This window comes from Mycobacterium sp. IS-1742, from assembly GCF_001500125.1.
GTDB lineage: Bacteria > Actinomycetota > Actinomycetes > Mycobacteriales > Mycobacteriaceae > Mycobacterium.
Window position 1 is genome coordinate 39,596 of the sequence record NZ_LQIV01000019.1, and the last position, 26,939, is coordinate 66,534.

The 26,939-nt window shown below is 69.4% G+C and carries 24 protein-coding genes and 1 pseudogene; 16 read left to right on the top strand and 9 right to left on the bottom strand.

What is annotated here, in order from left to right; genetic code table 11:
- Positions 1–10: 10 nt before the first annotated feature.
- From sufC to AU196_RS13340, 4 genes are read right to left on the bottom strand one after another with little or no spacing between them, the layout of a single operon-like run.
- Positions 11–787 carry a Fe-S cluster assembly ATPase SufC gene (gene sufC, locus AU196_RS13325; protein ID WP_059095552.1) on the bottom strand — a complete coding sequence of 259 codons (777 nt, stop codon included), beginning with the start codon at positions 785–787 and terminating at the stop codon, positions 11–13.
- Positions 787–1,977, bottom strand: a complete 1,191-nt coding sequence (gene sufD, locus AU196_RS13330; protein ID WP_059095553.1) for a Fe-S cluster assembly protein SufD — start codon at positions 1,975–1,977, stop codon at positions 787–789. The genes sufC and sufD overlap by 1 nt, the downstream gene beginning before the upstream one ends.
- Complete coding sequence (sufB, locus tag AU196_RS13335; RefSeq protein WP_059095554.1) at positions 1,978–3,441, bottom strand: Fe-S cluster assembly protein SufB; 1,464 nt, start codon at positions 3,439–3,441, stop codon at positions 1,978–1,980.
- Complete coding sequence (locus AU196_RS13340; RefSeq protein WP_197415779.1) at positions 3,438–4,253, bottom strand: helix-turn-helix transcriptional regulator; 816 nt, start codon at positions 4,251–4,253, stop codon at positions 3,438–3,440. Before AU196_RS13340 ends, sufB begins: the two co-directional genes overlap by 4 nt.
- 33 nt (positions 4,254–4,286) lie before the next feature.
- On the opposite strand from AU196_RS13340, the gene mptB reads away from it, so the two are divergent.
- Genes mptB through AU196_RS13355 form a run of 3 tightly spaced genes read left to right on the top strand, consistent with a single transcriptional unit; the run spans position 4,287 to position 7,731 of the window.
- A complete protein-coding gene (mptB, locus tag AU196_RS13345; RefSeq protein ID WP_197415781.1) occupies positions 4,287–6,017 on the top strand; it encodes a polyprenol phosphomannose-dependent alpha 1,6 mannosyltransferase MptB in 1,731 nt (576 codons plus the stop codon).
- Positions 6,018–6,049: 32 nt separating this feature from the next.
- Entirely contained in the window at positions 6,050–6,958 is a 909-nt protein-coding gene (locus AU196_RS13350) for an ABC transporter ATP-binding protein (protein ID WP_082695714.1), read from the top strand.
- On the top strand, positions 6,955–7,731 hold the full coding sequence (locus AU196_RS13355) for an ABC transporter permease (RefSeq protein ID WP_059095557.1): 777 nt from the start codon (positions 6,955–6,957) through the stop codon (positions 7,729–7,731). Before AU196_RS13350 ends, AU196_RS13355 begins: the two co-directional genes overlap by 4 nt.
- On the opposite strand, the gene AU196_RS13360 is transcribed toward AU196_RS13355, so the two are convergent.
- Complete coding sequence (locus AU196_RS13360; RefSeq protein WP_059095558.1) at positions 7,699–8,328, bottom strand: hypothetical protein; 630 nt, start codon at positions 8,326–8,328, stop codon at positions 7,699–7,701. The genes AU196_RS13355 and AU196_RS13360 overlap by 33 nt on opposite strands.
- 85 nt (positions 8,329–8,413) lie before the next feature.
- On the opposite strand from AU196_RS13360, the gene AU196_RS13365 reads away from it, so the two are divergent.
- A complete protein-coding gene (locus tag AU196_RS13365; RefSeq protein ID WP_059095559.1) occupies positions 8,414–8,983 on the top strand; it encodes a TetR/AcrR family transcriptional regulator in 570 nt (189 codons plus the stop codon).
- Between the two features lie 77 nt (positions 8,984–9,060).
- Positions 9,061–10,062: a COX15/CtaA family protein gene (locus AU196_RS13370; protein WP_231737559.1), complete on the top strand. Its 1,002-nt coding sequence runs from the start codon at positions 9,061–9,063 to the stop codon at positions 10,060–10,062.
- 570 nt (positions 10,063–10,632) lie between these two features.
- Here AU196_RS13370 and AU196_RS26425 read toward each other — a convergent pair.
- Positions 10,633–10,884, bottom strand: a pseudogene (locus AU196_RS26425) (DcsG N-terminal domain-containing protein); the annotation flags it as partial.
- A 24-nt stretch (positions 10,885–10,908) separates the two neighbouring features.
- Between AU196_RS26425 and AU196_RS13375 the strand changes: the two are divergent.
- Both AU196_RS13375 and AU196_RS13380 read left to right on the top strand, forming a co-directional pair.
- Positions 10,909–11,883, top strand: coding sequence for a quinone oxidoreductase family protein (locus AU196_RS13375; RefSeq protein ID WP_059095561.1), 975 nt, complete (start codon positions 10,909–10,911; stop codon positions 11,881–11,883).
- 51 nt (positions 11,884–11,934) lie between these two features.
- Positions 11,935–12,741, top strand: a complete 807-nt coding sequence (locus AU196_RS13380; protein WP_059095562.1) for a DeoR/GlpR family DNA-binding transcription regulator — start codon at positions 11,935–11,937, stop codon at positions 12,739–12,741.
- Here AU196_RS13380 and AU196_RS13385 read toward each other — a convergent pair whose 3' ends face one another.
- Positions 12,742–13,503 carry an inositol monophosphatase family protein gene (locus AU196_RS13385; protein WP_059095563.1) on the bottom strand — a complete coding sequence of 254 codons (762 nt, stop codon included), beginning with the start codon at positions 13,501–13,503 and terminating at the stop codon, positions 12,742–12,744.
- Entirely contained in the window at positions 13,500–14,315 is an 816-nt protein-coding gene (locus AU196_RS13390; protein WP_059095564.1) for a BtpA/SgcQ family protein, read from the bottom strand. The genes AU196_RS13385 and AU196_RS13390 overlap by 4 nt, the downstream gene beginning before the upstream one ends.
- 155 nt (positions 14,316–14,470) lie before the next feature.
- Here AU196_RS13390 and AU196_RS13395 point away from each other — a divergent pair, with 155 nt between their 5' ends.
- Genes AU196_RS13395 through AU196_RS13420 form a run of 6 tightly spaced genes read left to right on the top strand, consistent with a single transcriptional unit; the run spans position 14,471 to position 20,909 of the window.
- Positions 14,471–15,955: an FGGY-family carbohydrate kinase gene (locus AU196_RS13395; protein WP_059095565.1), complete on the top strand. Its 1,485-nt coding sequence runs from the start codon at positions 14,471–14,473 to the stop codon at positions 15,953–15,955.
- A complete protein-coding gene (locus AU196_RS13400; protein WP_059095566.1) occupies positions 15,955–16,746 on the top strand; it encodes an SDR family NAD(P)-dependent oxidoreductase in 792 nt (263 codons plus the stop codon). The genes AU196_RS13395 and AU196_RS13400 overlap by 1 nt, the downstream gene beginning before the upstream one ends.
- A gap of 59 nt (positions 16,747–16,805) precedes the next feature.
- Positions 16,806–18,137 (top strand): ABC transporter substrate-binding protein, encoded by a 1,332-nt coding sequence (locus AU196_RS13405; RefSeq protein ID WP_059095567.1) that lies wholly within the window; start codon positions 16,806–16,808, stop codon positions 18,135–18,137.
- A 25-nt stretch (positions 18,138–18,162) separates the two neighbouring features.
- A complete protein-coding gene (locus tag AU196_RS13410) occupies positions 18,163–19,023 on the top strand; it encodes a carbohydrate ABC transporter permease (RefSeq protein ID WP_059095568.1) in 861 nt (286 codons plus the stop codon).
- Positions 19,023–19,838: a carbohydrate ABC transporter permease gene (locus tag AU196_RS13415; protein WP_059095569.1), complete on the top strand. Its 816-nt coding sequence runs from the start codon at positions 19,023–19,025 to the stop codon at positions 19,836–19,838. The genes AU196_RS13410 and AU196_RS13415 overlap by 1 nt, the downstream gene beginning before the upstream one ends.
- A gap of 18 nt (positions 19,839–19,856) precedes the next feature.
- Positions 19,857–20,909, top strand: a complete 1,053-nt coding sequence (locus AU196_RS13420; protein ID WP_059095570.1) for an ABC transporter ATP-binding protein — start codon at positions 19,857–19,859, stop codon at positions 20,907–20,909.
- A gap of 17 nt (positions 20,910–20,926) precedes the next feature.
- Here AU196_RS13420 and AU196_RS13425 read toward each other — a convergent pair whose 3' ends face one another.
- The gene (locus AU196_RS13425; protein ID WP_059095571.1) at positions 20,927–21,856 is read right to left on the bottom strand and encodes a heme o synthase; all 930 of its coding nucleotides are present in this window, start codon (positions 21,854–21,856) and stop codon (positions 20,927–20,929) included.
- Positions 21,857–22,134: 278 nt separating this feature from the next.
- Here AU196_RS13425 and tkt point away from each other — a divergent pair, with 278 nt between their 5' ends.
- Genes tkt through zwf form a run of 3 tightly spaced genes read left to right on the top strand, consistent with a single transcriptional unit; the run spans position 22,135 to position 26,925 of the window.
- Positions 22,135–24,228 carry a transketolase gene (gene tkt, locus AU196_RS13430; RefSeq protein ID WP_059095572.1) on the top strand — a complete coding sequence of 698 codons (2,094 nt, stop codon included), beginning with the start codon at positions 22,135–22,137 and terminating at the stop codon, positions 24,226–24,228.
- Between the two features lie 27 nt (positions 24,229–24,255).
- Positions 24,256–25,374: a transaldolase gene (gene tal / locus AU196_RS13435; protein ID WP_059095573.1), complete on the top strand. Its 1,119-nt coding sequence runs from the start codon at positions 24,256–24,258 to the stop codon at positions 25,372–25,374.
- 6 nt (positions 25,375–25,380) lie between these two features.
- Positions 25,381–26,925 (top strand): glucose-6-phosphate dehydrogenase, encoded by a 1,545-nt coding sequence (gene zwf, locus AU196_RS13440; RefSeq protein ID WP_059095574.1) that lies wholly within the window; start codon positions 25,381–25,383, stop codon positions 26,923–26,925.
- The last annotated feature ends 14 nt before the right edge of the window (positions 26,926–26,939 follow it).

Genomic DNA, 26,939 nt, shown 5'->3' on the forward strand with positions numbered 1-26,939 from the left:
ATGGCCCCCTTTACGCGCCCGCCGCCGCGGCCTGCTGGGTGAAGCGCACGTATCCGTTGGTCTCGAGTTCGTCGGCGAGTTCGGGTCCGGCTGACTCGACGATGCGGCCGCCGACGAACACGTGGACGAACTGCGGCTGGATGTAGCGCAGGATCCGGGTGTAGTGGGTGATCAGCAGCACGCCGCCGTTCGACTCCGCCGCGTAGCGGTTCACGCCTTCGCTGACCACGCGCAGTGCATCGACGTCGAGGCCGGAGTCGGTCTCGTCGAGGATCGCGATCTTCGGCTTGAGCAGCGACAGCTGCAGGATCTCGTGGCGCTTCTTCTCGCCGCCCGAGAAGCCCTCGTTCACACTGCGTTCCGAGAACGCCGGATCGATCTCGAGGTCGTCCATCGCGGCCTTGACCTCTTTGACCCAGTGCCGCAGCTTCGGCGCCTCACCGCGCACGGCCGTGGCGGCGGTGCGCAGGAAGTTCGACATCGACACGCCCGGCACCTCGACCGGATACTGCATGGCCAGGAACAGACCGGCGCGGGCCCGCTCGTCGACGCTCATCTCGAGGACGTCCTGACCGTCGAGCGTGATCGACCCCGAGGTGACCGTGTACTTCGGGTGGCCCGCGACCGCATACGACAGCGTGGACTTCCCGGACCCGTTGGGGCCCATCAGCGCGTGCGTCTCCCCCGAGTTCACGGTGAGGTTGACACCCTTGAGGATGGCCTTGGCCTCGGTGTCGTCACCGCCGGTGACGCTGACGTGAAGATCCTTGATTTCCAATGTGGACATTACGAGTTGCTTCCTTCAGTGAGCTCGAGTTCGCGTTCGATGGCGGCGGTGAGGCGTTCCCGCACGGCGGGCACCGCGATCTTGCCGATGATCTCGCCGAAGAAACCGCGCACGATCAACCGGCGCGCCTGGTCTTCGGGGATGCCCCGCGCCTGCAGGTAGAACATCTGCTCGTCGTCGAATCTGCCGGTGGCACTGGCGTGCCCGGCCCCGACGATCTCGCCGGTCTCGATCTCGAGGTTGGGCACCGAGTCGGCGCGGGCGCCGTCGGTGAGCACCAGGTTGCGGTTCACCTCGAAGGTGTCGGTGCCGGTGGCCTCCGCCCGGATCAGCACGTCGCCCACCCAGACGGTGTGGGCGTCGGGCTTGTTCGAGTGCGGATCACCCTGCAGCGCACCCTTGTACAGCACGTCGGACTTGCAGTTCGGCTGCGCATGGTCGACGAGCAGGCGCGACTCGAAGTGCTGGCCGTCGTCGGCGAAGTAGGTGCCGAGCATCTTCGCGTCACCGCCGGGCGCGGTGAACCGCACGGTGGCCGTGGTGCGCACGACGTCGCCGCCCAGCGTCACGTTGACGTGCCCGAGCACCGCATCCTTGCCCAGGCGGGCGTGATGGGAGCTCACGTGCACCGTGTCGTCGGCCCAGTCGGCGATCCAGATCACGCCCAGACCGGCCGAATCGCCGACGATGATCTCCACGTTGTCGGCGTAGGTTCCGCTGCCGCGCAGGTCGACCACGACGATCGCTCGCGAGAGTTCCTCGACGCGGATCTGCAGATGTCCGTAGGCCACCGCACCCTCGCCGGGCCCCTCGACGGTGATCTCGATGGGCTCGGCCACCTCGGTGTCGCGGGCCACGGTCACCACGGTCGCGGACTCGAACGACGAGAACGCCTGGGCGGCAACGCGGTCCGAGGGCACACCGCCCTGGCCGAGTCGTTCGTCACCGCGCTGCACCGTCTCGATCGTGACACCGGGGCGCTCGGCGACCTGGATGCGGGCCTGCGCCGTCGCGGCCGCCGACCCGTCGTGCAGGCCGCGCAGCCGCTTGAGCGGTGTGAACCGCCAGATCTCGTCACGGCCGCCGGGCACCTCGAAGGCGTCGACGTCGAACGACGAGAACAGTTCACCCTTGTTGAGTGCCGAGCCGGCCGGTGTTCCCTCTGCCGCGGCTGTCAGATTCTGCGTCACTTATCCGACCGCGCCTTCCATCTGCAACTCGATCAGCCGGTTGAGCTCCAGCGCGTACTCCATCGGCAGCTCCTTGGCGATCGGCTCGACGAAGCCGCGCACCACCATCGCCATCGCCTCGTCCTCGGTGAGGCCGCGGCTCATCAGGTAGAACAGCTGGTCCTCGCTGACCTTGGACACGGTCGCCTCGTGACCCATCGTGACGTCGTCCTCGCGGATGTCGACGTACGGGTAGGTGTCGGAGCGGCTGATCGTGTCGACAAGCAGCGCATCGCATTTCACGCTCGAGCGGGAACCGTGCGCACCCTTGTTCACCTGGACCAGACCGCGGTAGGAGGCGCGGCCACCGCCGCGGGCCACCGACTTGGACACGATGTTGCTCGACGTCTGCGGCGCCAGGTGCAGCATCTTGGCGCCGGTGTCCTGGTGCTGGCCCTCGCCGGCGAACGCCACCGAGAGCACCTCGCCCTTGGCGTGCTCACCGGTCATCCACACGGCCGGGTACTTCATGGTGACCTTGGAGCCGATGTTGCCGTCGACCCACTCCATGGTGGCGCCCGCCTCCGCCCGGGCACGCTTGGTGACCAGGTTGTAGACGTTGTTCGACCAGTTCTGGATGGTCGTGTAACGGCAGCGGCCACCCGGCTTGACGATGATCTCGACGACCGCGGAGTGCAGCGAGTCGCTCTTGTAGATCGGGGCGGTGCAGCCTTCGACGTAGTGCACGTAGGCACCTTCGTCGACGATGATCAGCGTGCGCTCGAACTGGCCCATGTTCTCGGTGTTGATCCGGAAGTAGGCCTGCAGCGGGATGTCGACGTGCACACCCGGCGGCACGTAGATGAACGAGCCACCCGACCACACGGCGGTGTTGAGCGCGGAGAACTTGTTGTCACCGGCCGGGATCACCGTGCCGAAGTACTGCTTGAACAGCTCGGGATGCTCGCGCAGGCCGGAGTCGGTGTCGAGGAAGATCACACCCTGAGCCTCGAGATCCTCGCGGATCGAGTGGTAGACCACCTCGGACTCGTACTGCGCGGCCACACCCGACACCAGCCGCTGCTTCTCGGCCTCGGGGATGCCGAGCTTGTCGTAGGTGTTCTTGATGTCGGCGGGCAGGTCGTCCCACGTGGCGGCCTGCTTCTCGCTGGACCGCACGAAGTACTTGATGTTGTCGAAGTCGATGCCCTCGAGGTTGGAGCCCCAGTTCGGCATCGGCTTCTTGTCGAACGTGCGCAGCGCGCGCAGCCGGATGTCGAGCATCCAATCGGGTTCGCTCTTCTTCGCCGAGATGTCGCGCACCACGGCCTCGGACAGCCCGCGCTGGGCGCTGGCGCCCGCGACGTCGGAGTCCGCCCAGCCGTAGCCGTAACGGCCCAGCGAGGCGATGGCCTCCTCCTGCGACAGCGGCTCGCCGATCGTGTGGTCGGGCGTGACGCTCGTCGTGTCCGGGGTGGCGGTCATGTCGACGCTCCTTGGTCGGTCGGTACGGATCCGGCGCGGGCTGTGCGCCGGAGGGGTGGTGCCTGGTCGGGCTGCAGCGGCACGTGGGTGGTGCAGGCACAGTCGCCGTTGACGATCGTGGCCAGCCGCTGCACGTGGGTGCCGAGGATCTCCGCGAACGCCTCGCGCTCCGCCTCGCACAGCTCCGGGAACTCCTCGGCGACGTGCGAGACCGGGCAGTGGTGCTGGCAGATCTGCACACCGTCGATCGGGCCGCTGACCCGGGTGGTGGTGGTCGCGTATCCGGCCTCGGTGAGCGCATCGGCCACCCGGCCGGCAGTTGATTCAACACCATCGGCCCCCTCGGTTACTCCCGAGAGGATGGTGTCGATGCGCCGGCGGGCGAAGGTGCGCACGGCTTCGTCGCCGCCGATCTCCCGCAACTGCCGCATCGCCGCGGCGGCGAGGTCGTCGTAGGTGTGGCCGAGCTTGGCGCGTCCGGCGGCGGTCAGACGGTAGCGCTTGGCTGGGCGGCCCCGGCCGGTGTGCTGCCACGCCGCGGCCGCCGCGGCCTGCGCGTCGCCGGCTTCGATCAGCGCGTCGAGGTGCCGCCGCACGCCTGCGGCGGAGATGCCGAGCCGCTCGCCGATCTCCGATGCGGTGACCGGGCCCTGCAGCAGCATCTGGATGATCGTGCTGCGGGTATGCCCATCCGAGACGTGCGCTGCGGACACGCCGACAGCCTCGGTGGGGATTTTCACAACACCATTGTGACCGAATTCGACAGGTGGTTCCACCAAGGCCACCCTTAGTCGGAGCGTGAGAATGGCCATAGGCCCGGCGGCTACTCTGCTCGAATGGCTCGTATGGCCGGGCGGCTGCAGTCCTTCAGTTCCTCGATCGCCCGCTGGCACGGCGACGAGCGCACCGTCGGCTCACCGCTCACCGAGGCCGATCTGGTCGCGCTGCGCCGGACGCGGTTGTTCGGGGCGACCGGCACCGTGTTGATGGCCATCGGCGCGCTGGGGGCCGGAGCCCGCCCCGTCGTCCAGGACCCGACCTTCGGCGTCCGGTTGCTCAACCTGCCCTCCCGCATCCAGACCGTCTCGCTGACCATGACGACGACGGGCGCGGTGATGATGGCGCTGGCCTGGCTGATGCTGGGTCGCTTCGCGCTCGGCAGCAGGCGGATGTCACGCAGCCAGACCGACCGCACGCTGCTGCTGTGGGCCATCCCGCTGCTCATCGCCCCGCCGATGTACAGCAAGGACGTCTACTCCTACCTCGCGCAGAGCGAGATCTCCCTGCAGGGACTCGACCCGTACGAGGTCGGCCCCGCCCCCGGGTTGGGACTCGACCACGTCTTCACGCTGTCGGTGCCCAGCCTGTGGCGCGAGACGCCCGCGCCCTACGGTCCGCTGTTCCTGTGGATCGGCCAGACCATCTCCTCGATCACCGGCGAGAACATCGTCTGGGCGGTGCTGTTCCATCGCCTGGTCGTGCTGGCCGGGGTCGGCCTGATCGTGTGGGCCACCCCGCGGCTGGCCCGCCGCTGCGGGGTAGCCGAGGTCAGCGCGCTGTGGCTGGGACCGTGCAATCCCCTGCTGTTCATGCACCTGGTCGCGGGCATCCACAACGAGGCGCTGATGCTCGGCCTGATGCTGGCGGGCACGGAGTTCGCGCTGCGCGGCGTGGACGCCGCCCGGCCACTCGTCCCGCGGCCGTTGCACTGGCCGTCGGGGGCGGCGCAGTGGTCGCGGTGGTACCCGATGGCCATGCTGCTCGTCGGCACCGTGCTGATCGCGATGTCGTCGCAGGTGAAACTGCCGTCGCTGCTCGCGCTCGGGTTCGTCGCGATGGCGCTGGCGTGCCGGTGGGGTGGCACGGTCAAGGCGTTCTTCATCGCCGGCGGATCGCTGACCGCGGTCGCGGTGGCGGTGATGGCGATCATCGGCTGGGCCAGCGGGCTCGGGTTCGGCTGGTTGTTCACCCTCGGCACCGCCAACGTGGTGCGCAGCTGGATGTCCCCGCCGACGCTGATCGCGCTGGGCACCGGTCAGGTGGGCATCCTCCTCGGGCTGGGCGACCACACCACCGCGATCCTGGGACTCACCCGCGCCATCGGTGTGAGCATCATCGCGGTCCTGGTCAGCGGACTGCTGCTGGCGGTGCTGCGGGGGCGGTTGCATCCGGTCGGCGGCCTCGGCGTGGCATTAGGGGCGACGGTGCTGCTGTTCCCGGTGGTGCAGCCCTGGTACCTGCTGTGGGCGATCATCCCGCTCGCGACCTGGGCCACCCGCCCGGGATTCCGGGGGTCGACGATCGCGGTCACGCTGATCGTCGGCATCTTCGGCCCGACCGCCAACGGCGACCGGTTCGCGCTGTTCCAGATCGTGATGGCCACACTCGCCAGCACGGTCGTGGTCGCGGTGCTGATGGCACTGACCTGGCGCAGGCTGCCGTGGAAGCCGCTGCCCGACGGCGATCCGCCGGCCATGCCGGGGCTGCCGCCCGAGTCGCCGGCGCCCGCCGACGAGGAGCCCCGACCACCGCAACCGCGGTCCGCCGCGCCGGGCGCATACGCTGATTCCCCGTGACCACCGGATCCGAACGCTCGTCCGCACAGCCCGTGCGGCTGCGCGGTGTGAGCAAGCGCTACGGGTCGACGACGGCGGTCGCCAACCTGGACCTCGACGTGCACCGCGCGGAAGTGCTCGCGCTGCTGGGACCCAACGGCGCCGGCAAGACGACGACCGTCGAGATGTGCGAGGGGTTCCTGCGCCCCGATTCGGGCACCATCGAGATCCTCGGCATGGACCCCGCCGCGCACAACACCAGGGTCCGCGAGCGCATCGGCGTCATGCTGCAGGGCGGCGGGGGTTACCCGGCGGCCCGGGCCGGCGAGATGCTCGACCTGGTCGCCGCCTACGCCGCCGACCCGCTCGACCCGCGGTGGCTGCTCGACACCCTCGGGCTCACCGACGTCGCCCGCACCACCTACCGCCGGCTGTCCGGCGGCCAGCAGCAGCGGCTGGCGCTGGCCTGTGCCGTCGTCGGCCGTCCCGAACTGGTCTTCCTCGACGAACCGACGGCCGGGATGGACGCCCACGCCCGCATCGTGGTCTGGGAGTTGATCGACGCGCTGCGCCGCGACGGCGTCACCGTCGTGTTGACCACCCACCAGCTGACCGAGGCCGAGGAGCTCGCCGACCGGCTGGTGATCATCGACCACGGTGTCGCGGTGGCCGCCGGGACGCCCGCGGAGCTGATGCGCAGCGGCGCCGAGAACCAGTTGCGGTTCAGCGCGCCGCCCAAGCTGGACCTGTCGCTGCTGATGACCGCGCTGCCGGAGAGCTATCAGGCAACCGAGACCACACCGGGCGAATACCTCGTCGAGGGGCATGTCGATCCGCAGGTGCTGGCCACCGTGACGGCCTGGTGCGCGCGGCTGAACGTGCTGGCCACCGACATGCGCGTCGAGCAGCGCAGCCTCGAGGACGTGTTCTTGGACCTGACCGGCCGGGAGTTGCGCAAATGACGACCAACCAGTTCGCGCCGGGCACGTTCACACCCGATCCGCGGCCCGCGGCCGTACCGAAGATGCTGGCCGCGCAGTTCGGCCTGGAACTGCGGTTGCTGCTGCGCAACGGCGAACAGCTGCTGCTGACGATGTTCATCCCGATCACGCTCCTGGTCGGGCTGATCGTGTTGCCGCTCGGCGATTTCGGGGACGACCGCGCGGGCACGTTCGTTCCCGCGATCATGGCGCTGGCGGTGATCTCGACGGCGTTCACCGGCCAGGCCATCGCGGTCGCCTTCGACCGTCGCTACGGCGCGCTGAAACGGCTCGGCGCGACGGCACTGCCGGTGTGGGGCATCATCGCGGGCAAATCGCTGGCGGTGGTCACCGTCGTGTTCCTGCAGTCGATCCTGCTCGGCGCCATCGGGATGGCGCTGGGATGGCGTCCCGAGGTGGTCGGACTGCTGCTCGGTGCGGTGATCATCGCGCTGGGCACCGCGGGGTTCGCGGCGCTGGGCCTGCTGCTCGGGGGCACGCTGCGCGCCGAGATCGTGCTGGCGGTCGCCAACCTCCTGTGGTTCGTGTTCGCGGGTCTGGGCGCACTCACCCTCGAGGGCCAGGCGGTTCCCGGTGCGCTCGCGTGGGCCGCCCGGCTCACGCCGTCGGGCGCGCTGACCGAGGCTCTGACGCAGGCGATGACGCTCTCGGTCGACTGGTTGGGACTGGCCGTGCTCGCCGCGTGGGGCGGCGTCGCGGCGCTAGGCGCGTTGCGCTGGTTCCGCTTCACCTGAGACGAGCGCGGGCAGCAGATACTCCAACTGGCCGACCTCTTCGATGTTGTGCCGCACCCAGGCACGCATCTTGTCGTCGGGGAAGTGCCGCGACACCAGCCGGTTCACCGGCGCCAACAGCGGGGACCGGACCCCCAGGTCCATCACCGTGACGTAGTGCGCACCGTCGGTCCCGGCCGACCAGGTGTGCTCGAGCTGGAAGAACACCGCGCCCGCGACCCGCTTGACCAGGCGGATGCCCGTCGCGTCCAGCTTCTCGACCCGCGCCACCTCGTCGATCGTGAATTCGGGACGCCCGCCGAACGCCTCCATCATGCGGAAACGGGCGCCGTCGGCCGCCCCGCCACCCGGCGCGGGACGGGCCAGCTCCCACCGGATGTGGTCGATCGGGTGCCACGCCAGATAGCGGTCGATCACCTCGCCGCCGTAGCGCATCGTCGCGTCGAGATGGGTGAACCAGTCGAGCAGCATCGCCGGTGTCACGCCGGCCAACGGCCGGTGGTCGATCGTCACCCGGCGGCGGTGGTGCGGCGCGTCGATGATCTGCACGGTGGCGGTGTCGACGGAGCGCAGCGGGTAGAGCACGGGACGGGACATGGTGGCCTCCAAGAAACGATTTCGTATCTCCAACGCTAGAACCGTCGGCTAAGATACGCAAGCGTTTCTTCGGACGAGGAGGGTCATGGCCAGGCGACACGGCGCGGAACTCGACGCGGCCATCCGGGGCGCCGTGCTGACACTGCTGACCGAACAGGGACCGGGCGCCGTGACCATGGAGTCGGTGGCCGCCGCGGCCCGCACGAGCAAGCCGGTTCTCTACCGGCGGTGGCCGGACCGGGCCACCCTGCTGCGGGACACGCTGATGCAGATCGCGACGACGGCCATCCCACACGACGACACCGGGAGCTACCGCGGCGACATGCTCGCGGTGCTGCGCGGCTGGGCCACGCTGTTCACCGGTCCCGACGCCGCGGTGATGAAGGCCGCCGTCGCCGCCGCCGCCCATGATCCGGAGCTGACCGCCGCGCTGCGCCACGACGTCATCGGCTGGCGCAAACGGGAGATGGCCGTGCTGCTGCGCCGCGGAATCGACCGGGGCGACGTACGCCCCGACGTACCGGTGGAGATCGCCCGTGAACTCGGCCAGAGCGTGCTGTGGCACCGGCTGCTCATCACCGGGGATCCGATCACCGACGACCTGGTGGTCGCGCTGGTCGACGAGGTGCTGGTGCCCTTCGTCGCGCCCCGGTGACGGGCAGGCCTACTACGAGCCGTAGTTCGGCCTGCTCTACCATCGGATTCGTGCCCGTCAGACGACTCTTCCTGCGGCTGGTCGACCTGCTGCCGCTGCCCAGTCTGCGGGTTCAGCGTGCAATCGCGGTCGCGGTCATCCTGACCCAGGGCGGCATCTCGGTCACCGGCGCGATCGTCCGCGTCACCGCGTCGGGGCTGGGCTGCCCCACCTGGCCGCAGTGCTTCCCCGGCAGCTTCACGCCGGTACCGCACGCCGAGGTGCCCGGCATCCACCAGGCCGTCGAATTCGGCAACCGCCTCATCACCTTCCTCGTCGTGCTCACCGCCGCAGCCGCCGTCCTGGCCGTCACCCGCGCCCGGCGCCGCCGCGAAGTGCTCGTCTACGCGTGGCTGATGCCGGCCTCGACGGTGGCGCAGGCGGTGATCGGCGGCATCACCGTGCTGACCGGTCTGCTGTGGTGGACCGTCGCCATCCACCTGCTGGTCTCCATGGCCATGGTGTGGCTGTCGGTCCTGCTGTTCGTCAAGATCGGAGAACCCGACGGCGGCGCCCCGGTGCGCACCGTCCCCAAACCCCTGCGCCAGTTGACGCTGCTGAGCGCGCTGGCCCTGGCCGCCACCCTGGTGACCGGCACCCTGGTGACCGGGGCCGGGCCACACGCGGGCGACAAGAGCATCGAGCAGCCGGTCCCCCGCCTGCAGGTCGAGATCACCACGCTGGTGCACCTGCATTCGTCGCTGCTCGTCGCCTACCTGTCCCTCGTGGTCGCCCTCGGCTTCGGACTGCTCGCGGTGCGGGCGCAACGGCCGGTGCTGATCCGGCTGGGCGTCCTGGCCGCGATCGTCCTCGCCCAGGGCACGGTCGGCGCGGTGCAGTTCGTCACCGGGGTCCCGGCCGCGCTCGTCGCGGTCCACGTGGCGGGGGCGGCGGCCTGCACGGCGGCCACCGCGGCCCTATGGGCGTCGATGCGACAGCGGACCGAGACCGAGGCGCTCCAGCGCGACCTCGACGGCGACGGCGAAGTCGCGCTGGCGGTCCGCGCGCGTGGCGGCGTCGAGTTGCCGCCAACCCAGTGACGGCTCGACCAGCTCCACCTCGAGGACGCGCGCGTCCGCGTCGGTCCCGATGACGTCGACCCTCGCGTAGAGGAACTCCGCCACCGCCATCCCGAGGGTGTCCGCGGCCGCGTTCAGGGCCGCGTGCCCGAGATCCCACAGTTCGAAATCCGGTTCGGCGGGCCCCAGCGTCTCCAGCGCGTAGGTGCCCGACTCGTCGAAGGCGGGCGGCCCCTCCGGCGGCAGCATCGCGGCCTTGGTGAACGCATGGGACTGCTCACCGCCGAGGAACACCAGCGCCGTCTCCCCGTACTCCACCCGCGCGTCGTACGTCTGCACGATGACCGCGCGGCCCTGCGCCTGCAGCTGCGCCGCGTGGGCGGCGGCGGCCACCGGATCGGTGAAGCGTTGCGCCCCCGCCGAACCCCCGCTGACCGCGGGTTTGACCACGACCTCACCGTCAGGGACGACGACGGTGTCACCGCTGCCGAAGTAGCGGCCCGGCACCGTCGGGATCCCCCGCGCCTCGAGGTCGGCGAGGTAGCGCTTGTCGGTGTTCCAGGCGACGACGTCGGGGGCGTTGAGCAGGTTGCGCACCTGCCGCGTCCACACCTTGAACTCGTCGAGACGCTCGATGTAGTCCCACGTCGCCCGCAGGATCACCAGGTCGGCGTCCAATACCGCCGGATCGTCCCACGCCAGCCAGCGGGGGTGCAGTCCGCGCGTGCGCAGCGCCTCGACCAGCCCGTCGTCGTCGCCGTCGCCCTCGGGCAGCGCGGGGCAGCCGGCCAGCACGATCCGCGGGTGGAACAGGTCCGGTCGCGCGAGCCTCACCTGCGTCATGCTAAGCCGTGGATGATGGTTCGCATGTACGCCATCGAAGTCTCCGAAACCGGCGGTCCCGAGGTCCTCACCCACGTCGAGAAGGATCCCCCGTCGCCCGGCCCGGGTCAGGTGCTGATCAAGGCCGAGGCGATCGGCGTCAACTTCATCGACACCTACTTCCGGTCGGGCCTGTATCCGCGGGAGGTGCCGTTCGTCGTGGGCACCGAGGTCTGCGGCACCGTCGAGGCCCTCGGCGACGACGTCGCGGCCCTTCAGGTGGGCGACCGGGTGGTGACCGACAAGGCGCTCGGCGCCTACGCCGAATACACCGTCGCCCCGGCGGATTTCGTGGCGTACGTACCCGCCGGGGTGGCTCCCGCGGTCGCCGCCTCCTCACTGCTGAAGGGGATGACCGCCCACTACCTGATCAAGTCGACCTATCCGGTCCAGCAGGGCGACACGGTGCTGGTGCACGCGGGAGCCGGCGGGGTCGGGTTGATCCTCACCCAGTGGGCCACCAGCCTGGCGGCCAAGGTCATCACGACCGTGTCCACACCGCAGAAGGCCGAGCTTTCCCGCCAGGCCGGGGCGATCGAGGTGCTCGACTATCCGGAGGACCCGCAGGAGTTCGGCGCCCGGATCCGCGATCTCACCGGCGGCAACGGTGTGGCCGCCGTCTACGACGGCGTGGGTGCGGCGACGTTCGACGCCAGCCTGGCCAGCCTCGCGGTGCGCGGCACGCTCGTCCTGTTCGGTGGGGCGAGCGGCCCGGTACCGCCGGTCGACCCGCAACGCCTGAACTCCGCGGGGTCGGTCTACCTGACCCGGCCAAGCCTGGTGCACTACACCCGCACCCCCGACGAATTCTCCTGGCGCGCAGGCGAAGTGCTCGACGCGATCGCCAGGGGGCAGATCACGGTGACGGTCAGCGAGCAGTATCCGCTGCACGAGGCGGAGCGCGCACACCGCGATCTGCAGGGGCGCAAGACCGTCGGATCGGTGGTCCTGGTTCCGTAACGATCGTGTGACTGGTGTGAAAATTTCACACTGCTGGCCTACGCTGGAGCGGTGCCCACTCTGAACGCGCATGCTCGGCGAGCGGCCATCGCCGCCAGGATCAACGCCGACCGGGAAGTCGACTTCGCCTCGCTCGCAGAGGAGTTCGACGTCTCGGAGATGACGATTCGGCGCGACATCGAGCGACTGGAGGACCAGGGCATCGCCCGCCGCGTGCTGGGCGGCGCGATCGCGTTCGGCGGTAAGTCCACCGAGCCGTCGTTCGCCTCCCGCGCGGCCGAGGCGGCCGACGAGAAGACCCACATCGCCGGCGCGGTGGCGGATCTGTTGACCCCGCAGGAGACGGTCATCCTCGACAGCGGCAGTACCGTCCTGGCGGTGGCCCGGGCGATCAAGGGGCGTGCCCTGGGCCTCACCGTGATCACCCCGAGCATCCTGGTCGCGGTGGAACTCGCCGACGAACCCGACACCACGATCCTGCTCACCGGCGGCAAGGTCCGGCCCGGCGAATTGAGCCTCATCGGCGCCGAGGCGGAGGATTTCTACCTGCGCTACAACTGCGACACCTACGTGATGGGCATCGCCGGAGTCGACGGCAAACGCGGTGCGTCGGAGTACCACCGCGAAGAGGGCAACGTCAAACAGGCGGCGATGCGGTCCGCCGACCGGGTGATCGTGGCGGCCGACGCCGCCAAACTCGGTCGTGTGCAACTGATCAACGTCGCCCCGGTGTCGGACATCTCGGTCCTGGTCACCGATGGCCCGTGCGACCACCCGACCGTGGAGAGCCTGCGCGCCGCGGGCGTTCAGGTGGTGTGCGTCGACGCCGCGGGACCGCAGACCACCGCGACGGCCTGATCAGCCCCAGCGCACCGAGACGGTCTCGTCACCGTCGGTGGGCCGGTCCACCGTCGCGCCCGCCTCCTCGGCGATGAGGGCGCCGGCCGCCCAGTCGTGCACCGCCAGATCGTCCTCGACGAAGGCGTGCAGACTGCCCTGAGCGACGAGGCACAGGTCGACGGCCGCGGCGCCGAAGCGGCGCATGTCGGTGTAGTCGGCCAGCAGCGCGCCGAGTTCCCGGACCTGACGCCGGCGCCGTGCGGGATCGTAGGACAGGCCGGTGCCGATCAGCCGCGCCGACGTGGTCGGCAGCTGCAGCGGCAGCTCCGCCCGCTGCGCAGGCGACCTGAGCTGCGCTCCCCCGCCTCTGGCCGCGCTCCAGGTGGCCCCGAGCGCCGGTGCGCTCACCGCACCGGCCAGCCAGGCCCCGTCGGAGGTGCGGCGCACCGCCACCGAGGTGGCGAAATACGGGATCAGCCGGGTGTAGTTGGTGGTGCCGTCCAGCGGATCGACGACCCACTCGAGCCCACTGGTCCCGGTGTGCGCGGGCAGTTCCTCACCCAGCACGGAGTCCCCGGGGCGGGCGTCGAGCAGGATCTGCCGCACGGCTTCCTCCGCCGCCCGGTCGACCGGGGTGACGACGTCGCCGGGAGCGCCTTTGGTGCTCACGACGATCGGCTCCCCGAGCCGGCTCAGACACAGCCCCGCTCCCGTCTCGGCGGCCAGGACGGCCAGCTTCTCGAGCTCTGCGGCCGGCGCCGGAAACTCCCGGACGTTCACAGCGTGGCGCGGAAGTCCCGGACGGCGGTCATCAGCTCGGTGACGCGGGACGCCACCGCGCGATTCTCGAACACGCCGTCCTCCTTGAAGTACGTCCCGACGATGGCTCCGTCGGCGATCGACAACTGCTCGGCGGCGTTGTGGGCGCGCACACCGGTGTTGACGAACACCGGCACGTCACCCGCCTCGTCCTTGACCACCTGCAGGGCCTGCGAGTCGGTGGACGCCCCCGCAGTCAGCCCGGAGACGCAGATCCCGTCCGGCCGCGTCGCGAACACCGTCGTCTTGGTGATCGACGCGAGGTCGCGGTCGGACAGATAGGCCGCCGACTCCGGCACGATGTTGAACAGCAGCTTCACCCCGGCCCCGCCGATGCGGTGCCGGTGGCGGGCCACCGCGCCGACGTTGGTGTCCCAGAGGCCGAAGTCGCTGGCGTACACGCCGGTGAAGATCTCGCGCACCCACTGTGCGCCGGTCGCCACCGCGAGGTCGATCGACGCCCGGCCGTCCCACAGCACGTTGACGCCGTAGGGCAGCGTGAGGTCGGGCAACAGCTCCCCGATGATGCGTGCCATCGTGATGGCGGTGATGGGTTCGGTCTTGGTCAGGTACGGCAAGCTGAATTCGTTGGAGATCATCACGCCGTCGACGCCGCCCTCCCGCAGCGCGGCCAGTTCGCCCTTCGCGCGGTCCACGACCGCGCTCAGCCCGGCCGCGGAGTCGTATCCGGGATCCCCGGGGAGCGCGGACAGGTGCAGCATCGCGATCACCGGTTTCTGGACCGCGAACACCTCATCGAGCCAATTGGTCATGGAACGCCTCTCACGGTTGTCGTCGACATCCTGGGTGTTATTAGATAACAGTCAACGTGCGGCGGCACAGCGTTTTACGTGACGGTTACACACAACGTGTGAGAATCTAACAGATGCGCGGTACGGTCAGCATCCGAGCGAGACGAGAGGACGGCATGTCGGAGTTCACGATCGGTGTCGACGTCGGCACCACGGGGACCAAGACGGTGCTCATCGACGTCGCGGATGCGCGGATCGTCGCTCAGGCGTCCGCCGAGAGCCGGCTCTTCGCCGATGCGCCCGGCCATGCCGAAGCCGATTCGGCGCAATGGATCGACAACGCGCACAGCACGATTCGCACAGTGCTCGAGGAATCCGGCGTGGCCCCCGAGCGGGTCGGCGCACTCGCCACCACCGGCATGGTGCCCGCGGTCGTACCCGTCGATGCCCACGGCGTCCCGGTGCGCCGCGCCCTCCTGCAGAACGACGCCCGCGCCACCGCGCAGATCGACCGGTTGAGTGCGGCACTCGACCCTGCGGACGTCCTGGCGGCTACCGGATCGGCGATCACCCAGCAGTCGGTGGCGCCGACCGCGATGTGGCTGCGCGAACACGATCCGGACTCCTGGGCACGCACCGTCCGCCTGGTCGGGTCCTACGACTGGGTGCTCATGGCGCTCGGGGCGCGGCCGCACGTCGAACTGAACTGGGCCATCGAGTCCGGCCTCGCCGCCCTCGACGGCCGCCGCTACGACCCGATGTTCACCGCCGCCGACCTCGGCCCCGACGTCATGCCCGACGTGCTGACCCCCGGTCGCCAGGCCGGCACGCTGAGCGCTCCGGCCTCCGCGGCCACCGGGCTGCCGCAGGGCCTGCCGCTGATCGTCGGCGGGGCAGACCACGTGCTGTCGGCGTACGCGGCGGGAGTGAACGCCGCCGGCGACTGGCTGGTGAAACTCGGCGGCGCCGGCGACGTTCTCGCCGCCAGCGACACCCCCGTCGTCGACAGCCGCCTGTACCTCGACGCCCATCCGGTGCCCGGTCGCTGGCTGCCCAACGGCTGCATGGCCACCAGCGGCAGCCTGATCCGGTGGTTCCAGACGCTGACCGGCGGCGTGGACCTGCTGCAGCTCGACGACGAGGCCACCGACCGCGGTGCAGCCGAAATCCTCTGCCTGCCTTATTTTCTCGGCGAGAAGAGCCCGCTGCACGATCCGGACCTGCGCGGCGCCTTCGTCGGGCTCGACCTGGCTCACACCCGGGCGGACATGTACCGCTCCGTACTCGAGGCCATCGCCTTCGGATTCCGGCACCACACCGACGTCTTCGCCTCGATCGGGGTTCCGCTGCGGCGCGCGATGGTCACCAACGGCGGAAGCCGATCGGTGCTGTGGAAGCAGATCCTCGCCGACGTCCTCGACACCCCGCTGTGGCCGGTCGTCGGGCATCCGGGAGCGTCACTCGGTGCGGCGGTCATCGCCGCCATCGGGGTCGGCGCACTCGACGACTGGGCCGCCGTCGAGCGTTTCCTGACCCTCGGCGACGCCGTCGAACCCGATTCCCGTCGCGTCGACCGGTACGCCGAGGCCTACACCCAGTGGCGCACCCTCGGCAGCCTGCTCACTCCCGTCTCCCACGAACTCGCCCGAAAGGCCCAGTGATGACCGACGTTTCACCCTCGATCCGCACCGCCGTCGTCACCGGCGCCGGCTCCGGGATCGGCCGCGCCATCGCCACCACGCTGGCCGCGCGCGGGTGGCGGGTCATCGTCACCGACATCGACACCGCGGGCGCCGCCGCGACGGTGGCCGGCCTCGACGGCGCCGCCGAGCGCGGCCACGAGGCGCTGCCGCTGGACGTGACCGACGCCGCGGCGGCCGGTCGGCTCGCCGACGACGTCGCCGCCCGGCTCGGCCTCGACGCGTGGATCAACAACGCGGGCATCTCGGCGATGGAGCGCTTCGTCGACGTCACCGCCGGTCAGTACGACCGCACGCTGGACATCAACACCAAGGCGGTGTTCTTCTGCGGGCAGGCCGCGGCGCGGGCCATGGTCCGCACCGGTCGGCGAGGCACGATCGTCAACACCGCGTCCATGGCCGCCAAACAGGGCCGGGTCCCGTTCCTCTCGGACTACGTGGCGTCCAAATTCGCCGTCCTGGGCCTCACGCAGGCGATGGCCTACGAACTGGCCGACCATCAGATCACGGTGAACTGTGTGTGCCCGGGCTTCGTCGCCACCCCCATGCAGTCGCGGGAACTGGAGTGGGAGGCGCGGCTCACCGGCTCCACCCCCGACGCCGTACGCGAAAGCTGGATCGAGGCAACGCCTTTGGCCCGGCTCCAGACACCGGAGGACGTCGCCCGCGCGGTGGCGTTCCTGGTGTCCGAAGACGCCCGGTTCATCACCGGGGAAGCGCTCTCGGTCAACGGCGGTGCGTACATGGATTGAGCCGGGCCCCGCCGACCCGGTCAGCTCGATCCAGTCCAACCAGGAGGAAGTGAGTACCCATGAAGATCCCGATGCTCGGCCGGCCCCCGGCGCGGCGGACCGCCACGCGCTGGATGCCGGCACTGGCCATGACCGCAGGGCTCGTGCTGGCCGGCTGCGCCGGATCCGGCGGCTCCGGCGAGGAGCAGAGTTCGTCGGGACTGGGCGACATCCCGACCGACACCAAGGCGACGGTGCGGGTGCTGATGGAGAACGTGCCCGACACCGACATCGTGCAGGGGATGATCGGCAGGTTCAACGAGAAGTACCCCGACGTCGCGGTCCAGGTCGAGACCATGACGTTCGACCAGATGCGCGACCGCCTGGTGTCGTCGTTCCAGTCGGCTGAGCCCGCCTACGATCTGATCGTCGTCGACAACCCGTGGATGGACGACTTCGCCGCCGCCGGGTTCCTGGAGCCGCTCAACGACCGAATCTCCTCCACCAGCGACTACCGGCCGGACGACTTCTTCCCGTCGCTGACCGACATCACCGACGTGGACGGCACGACCTACGGGGTCCCGTTCTACAACTACGCGCTGGGCTACATCTACAACACCCGCGACCTCCAGTCGGCGAACCTGCAGGCGCCCACCGATCTCGACGCTCTGGTCACCACGTCGCAGCGGCTCAAGGCCGGCGACCGCGCGGGCATCGCCATGCAGCCGCAGCGTGGATACAAGATCTTCGAGGAATGGGCGAACTGGCTCTTCGCCGCGGGCGGGTCGATCTACGACCAGGACGGCAAGCCCACGCTGAACACCGAGCAGGCCGCCCGCGCGCTGGACGCCTACATCGAGACCTACCGCACCGCCGCCCCGGCGAACAGCCTCTCCTGGGGCTTCGACGAGGCCTTCCGCTCGGTCTCCGGTGGCAACGCCGCCTCGATGATCGGCTACAACTGGAACCTGCCCGCCCTCAACGATCCGGCCGGCGCCTCCGGGGAACGGGCCGGACAGTTCGCCCTCGCGCCCATCCCGGGCGGTAAATCCGCCCTCGGCTCGTGGAGCTGGGCCATCCCGGCCAATTCCGCGGCGCCCGACGCGGCGTGGGCCTTCGCGTCGTGGATCACCTCACCCGCCGTCGACGCCGAGCGGGTCGCGGCCGGTGGCGCGGTGATCCGCCAGAGCTCGCTGACCGACCCGAAGGTGCTCGCCGACGGATACGGCGAGCAGTACTACCGCGTCGTCGGTGAGATCCTGCAGGACGCGGCCCCGCTCACCCAGGGCCGCGGTGGCGAGGAGATGATCCAAGCCGTGGGAACCGAACTCAACGACGCGGCGGCGGGCAACAAGAGCGTCGCCGACGCGCTGCGCGACGCGCAGGCGGCGGCCGAGCGTATCCAGCAGTGATGCACGGGAATCCGACGGCCCGCACATGAACTTCAAGTACGGCATGCTGTTGCCGCTGCTCGCCCTGTTCGGCGTGGCCGTCGGATTCCCGCTCTGCTACGCGGCCTACCTGTCGGTCACCGACTACCAGCTGACCGACCGGCAGGCACCGGCGTTCGCGGGCCTGTCGAACTTCGGCGGCGCGCTGTCCAACCCCGCGTTCTGGGAGGCGTTCGCCACCACCGCGATCTACGTCGTCGTGGCGGTGGCGCTGGAACTGGTCATCGGCTTCGCGCTCGCACTGGCCCTGCACCAGCAGAAGTGGGCCAAGGACCTCTCCCGCGCGATCGTGCTGGCGCCGATGTTCATCACCCCGATCGCCGTCGGACTGATCTTCCGGTTCCTGCTCAACGACCAGATCGGCGCCGTCCCGGCGCTGCTGCACGCGATCGGCACCGACTACGACTTCTTCGGCTCCGGCCGCGCGCTGCTGACCCTGGCGTTCATCGACGTCTGGCAGTGGACCCCGTTCATGGTGCTGCTGATCCTGGCGGGCCTGGAGTCGATGCCCAAACAGCCGATGGAGGCCGCCCGGGTGGACGGCGCCGGGCCGGTCTACCGGCTGCGCCGGGTTCTCATCCCGATGCTGGCGCCGGTGCTGACGGTGGCGGTGCTGCTCCGCGGGCTCGACGCGCTGCGCGTGTTCGAGTACGTGTACGCCACCACCCGCGGCGGGCCGGGCACCGAAACCCAGACCCTGCAGTACTTCATGTACCTCGAGGGCATCCAGTTCTTCCGGCTCGCGCAGGCCAGCGCGATGGCATTCATCGTGCTGGTGCTGGTGCTCGCCGTGATCGTCGTCGCCTTCCGGGCGATGGAACGCAGCCGCGAGAGGACCACCGCCTGATGACCCGGCCGCGTCCCCTCGAGGTCCTGCGTATCGCCGTGCTGACCGCGGCGCTGGTGTTCGTGCTGTTCCCCATCGCGTGGGTGGCGCTGGCGAGCTTCAAGACCCCGGCGCACATGTCCGAGCCGTTCCTCATCGCGTTCGGCCCCACCCTGGACAACTGGCGGGCGGTGCTGGACTCGGGCATCTTCGCCGCCGCGGGCCGCAGCGTCGTGGTCGGCGTGGTCACCGTCGGGGTGAGCCTGGTGGTCGGCAGCATGGGCGCCTACGTGATCGCCAAGTACCGCGCCGGTGGGTCGCTGACCCGGTTCGGCATGCTCGCCGCGCAGGTCGTGCCGCCCGCCGTGATGGTGTTCCCGTTCCTGACCATGGCCCAGGCCCTGCGCCTGACCGACACGCTGGCGCCGGTGATCTTCGCGCACCTGTCGTTCGTGCTGCCCCTGGTGACGTGGTTTCTGATCGGCTTCTTCGAGGCCGTTCCCGCATCGCTGGAGGAGCAGGCCCGCGTCGACGGTTTCACCCGCTGGCAGGCGTTCCGGCTGGTGGTGCTGCCCCAGGTGCTGCCCGGGATCGGCGCGGCGGGGATCTTCGGGTTCACGCTGTCGTGGAACGACATGTTCTACGGGCTCATCCTGGCCCCGGGCAACGCCGCGATCCTGCCGGTGGCGATCTCGAACTTCAACACCTTCCGCGGCGTCCAGATCGGGACGATGAGCGCCGCGATCATGATCGCCATCGTGCCGGTGGTGATCGCCAGCTTCTTCATCCAGCGACGCCTGGTCCAAGGGATCAGCGGCGGCGCGGTCAAGTACTAGTAGCGAGGAACTCCCCCAATGGCATCGGTCACCTTCTCCGCGGTCACCAAGGCGTTCGGCGACGCCGCCGTGGTCTCGGAACTCGACCTCGAACTCACCGACGGCAGCATGACCGTGCTGGTCGGCCCGTCGGGCTGCGGTAAGACCACGTCGCTGCGCATGCTCGCCGGGCTGGAGAAGGTCAGCTCCGGATCGATCCACATCGGCGACCGTGACGTCACCGCCCTGGAACCCAAGGAACGTGACATCGCCATGGTGTTCCAGAACTACGCGCTCTACCCGCATCTGTCGGTGCGGGAGAACATCGCGTTCCCCCTGCGCGCCAAGAAGATCCCCCGCGCCGAGGCGCTGCGCCGGGCGGACGAGATCGCCGAGTCGCTCGGTCTCGGCCACCTCACGGCGCGCAAGCCCAAGGATCTGTCCGGCGGCCAGCAGCAGCGGGTGGCGATCGGCCGCGCGATCATCCGGGAACCCTCGGTGTTCCTGTTCGACGAACCGCTGAGCAACCTCGACGCGAAACTGCGGGTGGAGACCCGCACCGAACTGCTGCGCCTGCAGCGCCGGCTCGGGATCACCTCGCTCTACGTCACCCACGACCAGGAGGAGGCGATGACCCTGTCGGACCGCATCGTGGTGATGCGCGACGGCCGGATCGCCCAGGCCGCTCCCCCGGCCGAGGTCTACCGGCGCCCCGCGGACACCTTCGTGGCGACCTTCGTCGGCAGCCCGAAGATGAACCTCGTGACCGGCGCCGTCGCGGCCGGCGAGCTGCGCTGTGAGGGGCTGCGGATGAGCGTCGGCGGCCCCGACGCCGCCGCCGTGACGATTGGTGTGCGTCCGGACGACCTCACCCTCGCCCCGGCCCGTGACGGCGCCGCCACCGTGGACCTGGTCGAGCTGCTGGGTCCGCGCGCGATCGTCACCGTACGAGCCGGCGGCGAGCAATTGACCAGCGTGGTCGCCGCCGCGCAGTTGGCCGACATCTCCCCCGGCACCGCGGTCGATCTGTCCGCACGGGCCGCCGACGTGCACCGCTTCGACCCGCAGACAGGTACGCGGCTGCCGGTCTGAGGGCCTGCGCCGGGCGGTCAGCCGAACAGCGTCGGCAGCGCCAGCACCGAGTCGACCGCGAGTGCGGCGAACACGACGGCCAGGTAATTGTTCGACTGCAGGAACAGGCGCAGCGGCTTGACCGGCTCGCCGCGCTTCACCCCGCTGTACAGCTGGTGGGCCATGACCAGGAACCAGGTGCCCGCGAGCACCGCCACCGACGCGTACAGCCAGCCGGTGGCCAGCGCCAGCGCCAGCGTGGTGAGCACCGTCAGCCAGGTGTAGATGAGGATCTGGCGGGTGACCTGACGCTCGGTGGCGACCGCGGGCAGCATCGGCACCCCGGCCGCCTTGTAGTCGTCCTTGTAGCGCATCGCCAGCGCCCACGTGTGCGGCGGCGTCCAGAAGAAGATGATCGCGAACATCACCAGCGCGGGCCACTGGATCGTGCCGGTGACCGCCGACCAGCCGATCATCACCGGCATGCACCCGGCGGCGCCGCCCCAGACCACGTTCTGGGAGGTGCGCCGCTTGAGCAGCAGCGTGTACACGAAGACGTAGAACGCGATCGTGGCGACGGCGAGCAGACCGGACAGCAGGTTGCTGGTGCCCCAGAGCCAGAAGAACGAGCCGACCGACAGCGTGAGCCCGAAGACCAGCGCGTTGCGGGTGGGGACGGTGTCCCGGGCGAGCGGCCGGCGTGCGGTCCGCTTCATCTTCTTGTCGATGTCCGCGTCGGCCACGCAGTTGAGCGTGTTCGCGCCCGCGGCGGCCAGCATCCCACCGATCAGCGTGTTGAGGATGAGCAGCGGATCGACCGTGCCCCGATCGGCCAGCAGCATCGCCGGGATGGCGGTGACCAGCAGCAACTCGATCACGCGTGGTTTCGTCAGCGCCAGATAGGCCAAAACCGTGGTGCGGATGCGAGACGGCGCCCCATGGTTGAGGTGGCGCTCGCGAATGCTCACGCAGTCAACTCCTCATTGTCGGCGGTGTTCGTCCGATGTTGATGGTCTTCCGCTTGTTGATGGTCACAGCCGCCGCGCAACATCTACTACAGACGATGGTAGACCGCTGGTGGTCCCGCGGATGACCGCAGGGTCGATTCCTCGTTACCACCGTAACGGGAGCACCAAATCTCCCCGCATGCACCATGCGGCGCCGTGGCCGGGAGCACTAGGGTTGGAGGCGCGGTCCGAGGGTTGTGTGCGGCCGCTGACCGAACATGCCACCAAGGAGCGAGCCAGTGACCACCGTCGACGAGATCGCGACGCTGACCGAAGCCCACCATCCCGACGACTGGTCCGAGGTGGACTCCGCCGCGGTCGACACGGTCCGGGTGCTGGCGGCCGACGCCGTCCAGAAGGTCGGCAACGGCCACCCCGGCACCGCGATGAGTCTGGCGCCGCTGGCGTACACGCTGTTCCAGCGGACGATGCGGCACGACCCGAGCGACGTGCACTGGCTGGGCCGGGACCGGTTCATCCTGTCCTGCGGCCATTCGAGCCTGACCCTCTACATCCAGCTCTACCTCGGCGGGTTCGGCCTCGAACTCGACGACATCGAGGCGCTGCGGACCTTCAAGTCGAAGACGCCGGGCCATCCCGAGTTCCGGCACACCAAGGGCGTCGAGATCACCACCGGCCCGCTCGGCCAGGGCCTCGCCTCGGCCGTCGGCATGGCGATGGCGGCTCGCTACGAACGCGGTCTGTTCGACCCGGACGCCGCGCCGGGCACCAGCCCGTTCGACCACCACATCTACGTCGTCGCCTCGGACGGTGACATCGAGGAGGGCGTGACCAGCGAGGCCTCGTCGCTGGCGGGCACCCAGCAGCTGGGCAACCTCATCGTGTTCTACGACCAGAACCAGATCTCCATCGAGCACGACACGAACATCGCGCTGTCGGAGAACGTCGCCGACCGCTACCGCGCCTACGGCTGGCACGTGCAGGAGGTCGAGGGCGGTGAGAACGTCGTGGGGATCGAACAAGCCATCGAGGAGGCCAAGAAGGTCACCGACAAGCCGTCGTTCATCGCGCTGCGCACGGTCATCGGCTATCCGGCGCCGAACAAGATGAACACCGGCGGCGTGCACGGCTCAGCACTCGGCGAGGACGAGGTCGCGGCCGTCAAGGAGATCCTCGGCTTCGACCCGGCCAAGACGTTCGAGGTGCGCGACGAGGTCATCGAACACACCCGCAAGCTCGTCCAGCGGGGCCGCGAGGCCCACGAGAAGTGGCAGCCGGAGTTCGACGCATGGGCCGAACGCGAGCCCGAGCGTAAGAAGCTGCTCGACCGGTTGCTGGCCCAGGAGCTGCCCGAGGGCTGGGACGCCGACCTGACGTACTGGGAGCCGGGCAGCAAGGCGGTCGCCACCCGCGCCGCGTTCGGCCAGGTGCTCAACGACGTCGCCCCGAAGCTGCCGGAGCTGTGGGGCGGTTCGGCCGACCTCGCGGGCAGCAACAACACCACCATCAAGGGGGTGAAGTCGTTCGGTCCGCCGTCGATCTCGACCGCCGACTTCACCGCCGACTGGTACGGCCGGGTGCTGCACTTCGGCGTGCGCGAGCACGCGATGGGCGCGATCCTGTCCGGCATCGTGCTGCACGGGCCCACCCGCGCCTTCGGCGGGACGTTCCTGCAGTTCTCCGACTACATGCGGCCGTCGGTGCGGCTGGCGTCGCTGATGGACATCGACACCATCTACATCTGGACCCACGATTCGATCGGTCTCGGCGAGGACGGGCCGACGCACCAACCGATCGAGCACCTCGCCGCGCTGCGGGCGATCCCGAACCTGTCGGTGGTCCGGCCCGGTGACCCGAACGAGACGGCCTACGCGTGGCGCAGCATCGTCGCCCGCGGGAACGGCAGCGGCCCGGTCGGTTTCATCCTGACCCGTCAGGGCATCCCCGTCCTGGAGGGCACCGACTCCGACGGTGTGGCCCGCGGCGGCTATGTCCTCGGCGGCGGGAACCCCGCCGACGACGCGGACGTCATCATCATCGCGACCGGGTCCGAACTGCAGCTCGCGGTGGAGGCGAAGAAGCTGCTCGCCGACAAGGACATCACCGCGTACGTGGTGTCGATGCCGTGTGTGGAGTGGTTCGAATCGCAGCCGAAGGAGTACCGCGACAGCGTGCTGCCGCCCACCGTCTCCGCACGCGTCGCGGTGGAGGCCGCCGTCGCCCAGAGCTGGTACAAGCTCGTCGGCGACACCGGCGAGATCATCTCCATCGAGCACTACGGGGAGTCCGCCGACGACAAGACGTTGTTCCGCGAGTTCGGCTTCACCGCCGAGGCCGTGGCCGCCGCTGCGGAGCGATCGATCGCCAACTGACCACAGCCACTGCTGAAAGGCAACACCATGACCCAGAACGCCAACACCGCCGCACTGTCGGCCGCCGGAGTGTCCGTGTGGCTCGACGATCTGTCCCGGGAACGGCTGCAGACCGGGAACCTGCAGCAGCTCATCGACACCCGCGGGGTCGTGGGGGTCACCACGAACCCGTCGATCTTCCAGGCCGCACTCTCGGCAGGTGACGCCTACGACGCGCAGGTCAAGGAACTCGCCGAGCGGGGCGCCGACGTCGACGCCACCATCCGCACCGTCACCACCGACGACGTGCGCAACGCGTGCGACGTGCTCGCCAAGCAGTACGAGCTGTCCGGCGGCGTCGACGGCCGGGTGTCCATCGAGGTCGACCCGCGACTCGCGCACGACACCGACAAGACGATCCTGCAGGCCATCGAGCTGTGGAAGATCGTCGACCGGCCCAACCTGCTGATCAAGATCCCGGCCACCGAGGCGGGCCTGCCTGCCATCACCGCGGTGATCGCCGAGGGCATCTCGGTCAACGTGACGCTGATCTTCTCCGTCGAGCGCCACCGCGCGGTGATGGACGCCTACCTGGCGGGCCTGGAGAAGGCCAAGGAGGCCGGCCACGACCTGTCCACGATCCACTCGGTCGCGTCGTTCTTCGTCTCCCGGGTCGACACCGAGATCGACAAGCGCCTGGAGAAGATCGGCTCCGAGGAGGCACTGGCACTGCGCGGTCAAGCCGGGGTGGCGAATGCCCGGCTGGCCTACGCCGCCTACGAGGAGGTGTTCGTCGGCGGCTCGCGGTTCGAGGAACTCAAGGCCGCGGGCGCCCGTGTGCAGCGGCCGCTCTGGGCGTCGACCGGGGTGAAGAACCCGGACTACTCCGACACGCTCTACGTGACCGAACTCGTCGCGCCGAACACCGTGAACACCATGCCGGAGAAGACGCTCGAGGCCGTCGCCGACCACGGCGTGGTCACCGGGGACACGGTGACCGGCAAGGCCGACGAATCGCAGGCGGTGTTCGACAAGCTCGACGCCGTCGGCATCGACCTGCGCGACGTCTTCCTCGTGCTCGAGAACGAAGGTGTCGAGAAGTTCGAGAAGTCGTGGCAGGAGTTGCTCGAAGCCACACAGGACCAGCTGGACGAGAAGAAGTCCTGAGCCGGCATGGGCGCCGACGCTGCCGCCACCGAGTGGCGTAATCCGCTTCGGGACAAGCGCGACAAGCGGATGCCGAGGATCGCCGGTCCCTGCAGTGTGGTGATCTTCGGTGTGACCGGCGACCTGGCGCGGAAGAAGCTCATGCCGGCCATCTACGACCTCGCCAATCGGGGTCTGCTGCCGCCGACGTTCTCGCTGGTCGGGTTCGCCCGGCGAGATTGGGCCGACGAGGACTTCAGCCAGGTCGTCTACGACGCGGTCAAGCAGCACGCGCGCACCCCTTTCCGCCAGGAAGTCTGGGACCGGCTCGCGGAAGGCATCCGTTTCGTGCAGGGCACGTTCGACGACGAGATGGCGTTCGAGCAGCTCTCCGACACGCTGACCACCCTCGATGCCGAGCGTGGGACCGGCGGCAATCACGCGTTCTACCTGTCCATCCCGCCGAAGGCGTTCCCGCAGGTGCTCGAACAGCTTTCGCGCACGGGGCTGGCCACCAAGACCGACGGCCACTGGAGCCGCGTCGTCATCGAGAAACCGTTCGGTCACGACCTGAAGAGCGCCGAGGACCTCAACGCGATCGTCAACAACGTCTTCCCCGAGTCGTCGGTCTTCCGGATCGATCACTACCTCGGGAAGGAGACCGTCCAGAACATCCTCGCGCTGCGGTTCGCCAACGAGCTCTTCGAGCCGGTGTGGAATTCGCACTATGTGGACAGCGTGCAGATCACGATGGCCGAGGACATCGGGCTCGGCGGGCGCGGCGGGTACTACGACGGTGTCGGCGCCGCACGCGATGTCATCCAGAACCACCTGTTGCAGCTGTTGGCTCTCACCGCCATGGAGGAGCCCGTCAGCTTCTCTCCCGACGAACTGCAGGCCGAGAAGATCAAGGTGCTCTCGGCCAGCAGGCTTGTCGAGCCGCTGGACCAGACCACGTCGCGAGGCCAGTACACGGCGGGGTGGCAGGGCGGCGAGCGGGTGGTCGGCCTCCTGGAGGAGGAGGGTTTCTCCCAGACCTCCACCACCGAGACGTTCGCGGCGATCACCGTGGACGTCGACACCCGCCGTTGGGCCGGCGTCCCGTTCTATCTGCGCACCGGGAAACGCTTGGGGCGCAGGGTCACCGAGATCGCTCTGATCTTCAAACGCGCGCCGCATCTCCCTTTCGACGCCACCATGACCGAGGAGCTCGGGCAGAACGCGCTGGTGATCCGGGTCCAGCCCGACGAGGGCATCACACTGCGGTTCGGGTCCAAGGTCCCCGGCAACCAGATGGAAGTGCGCGACGTCAGCATGGACTTCTCCTACGGATCGGCGTTCGCCGAGGAGTCGCCCGAGGCGTACGAAAGGCTCATCCTCGACGTCCTGCTGGGGGAACCGTCGCTGTTCCCGGTCAACGAGGAAGTCGAACTGGCGTGGAAGATCCTCGATCCCGCGCTGGACTACTGGGCGTCCCACGGGAAACCCGACCCATACGAATCCGGCGGCTGGGGACCCGATTCGGCGTTCGAGATGCTGCGCCGGACGGGACGCGAATGGAGGCGGCCGTAGTGATCATCGAAGGC

What these genes read in the sequence shown, in the direction of transcription:
- AU196_RS13405 (WP_059095567.1), top strand. Translation starts at nt 16,806, where the DNA reads ATGAAGATCCCGATGCTCGGCCGGCCCCCGGCGCGGCGGACCGCCACG.
- AU196_RS13420 (WP_059095570.1), top strand. Translation starts at nt 19,857, where the DNA reads ATGGCATCGGTCACCTTCTCCGCGGTCACCAAGGCGTTCGGCGACGCC.
- sufB (WP_059095554.1), bottom strand. Translation starts at nt 3,441, where the DNA reads ATGACCGCCACCCCGGACACGACGAGCGTCACGCCCGACCACACGATC.
- mptB (WP_197415781.1), top strand. Translation starts at nt 4,287, where the DNA reads ATGGCCGGGCGGCTGCAGTCCTTCAGTTCCTCGATCGCCCGCTGGCAC.
- AU196_RS13360 (WP_059095558.1), bottom strand. Translation starts at nt 8,328, where the DNA reads ATGTCCCGTCCCGTGCTCTACCCGCTGCGCTCCGTCGACACCGCCACC.
- AU196_RS13395 (WP_059095565.1), top strand. Translation starts at nt 14,471, where the DNA reads ATGTCGGAGTTCACGATCGGTGTCGACGTCGGCACCACGGGGACCAAG.
- AU196_RS13415 (WP_059095569.1), top strand. Translation starts at nt 19,023, where the DNA reads ATGACCCGGCCGCGTCCCCTCGAGGTCCTGCGTATCGCCGTGCTGACC.
- AU196_RS13340 (WP_197415779.1), bottom strand. Translation starts at nt 4,253, where the DNA reads ATGGCCATTCTCACGCTCCGACTAAGGGTGGCCTTGGTGGAACCACCT.
- zwf (WP_059095574.1), top strand. Translation starts at nt 25,381, where the DNA reads ATGGGCGCCGACGCTGCCGCCACCGAGTGGCGTAATCCGCTTCGGGAC.
- AU196_RS13375 (WP_059095561.1), top strand. Translation starts at nt 10,909, where the DNA reads ATGTACGCCATCGAAGTCTCCGAAACCGGCGGTCCCGAGGTCCTCACC.
- tal (WP_059095573.1), top strand. Translation starts at nt 24,256, where the DNA reads ATGACCCAGAACGCCAACACCGCCGCACTGTCGGCCGCCGGAGTGTCC.
- AU196_RS13390 (WP_059095564.1), bottom strand. Translation starts at nt 14,315, where the DNA reads ATGACCAATTGGCTCGATGAGGTGTTCGCGGTCCAGAAACCGGTGATC.
- AU196_RS13355 (WP_059095557.1), top strand. Translation starts at nt 6,955, where the DNA reads ATGACGACCAACCAGTTCGCGCCGGGCACGTTCACACCCGATCCGCGG.
- AU196_RS13400 (WP_059095566.1), top strand. Translation starts at nt 15,955, where the DNA reads ATGACCGACGTTTCACCCTCGATCCGCACCGCCGTCGTCACCGGCGCC.
- sufC (WP_059095552.1), bottom strand. Translation starts at nt 787, where the DNA reads ATGTCCACATTGGAAATCAAGGATCTTCACGTCAGCGTCACCGGCGGT.
- AU196_RS13365 (WP_059095559.1), top strand. Translation starts at nt 8,414, where the DNA reads ATGGCCAGGCGACACGGCGCGGAACTCGACGCGGCCATCCGGGGCGCC.
- AU196_RS13410 (WP_059095568.1), top strand. Translation starts at nt 18,163, where the DNA reads ATGAACTTCAAGTACGGCATGCTGTTGCCGCTGCTCGCCCTGTTCGGC.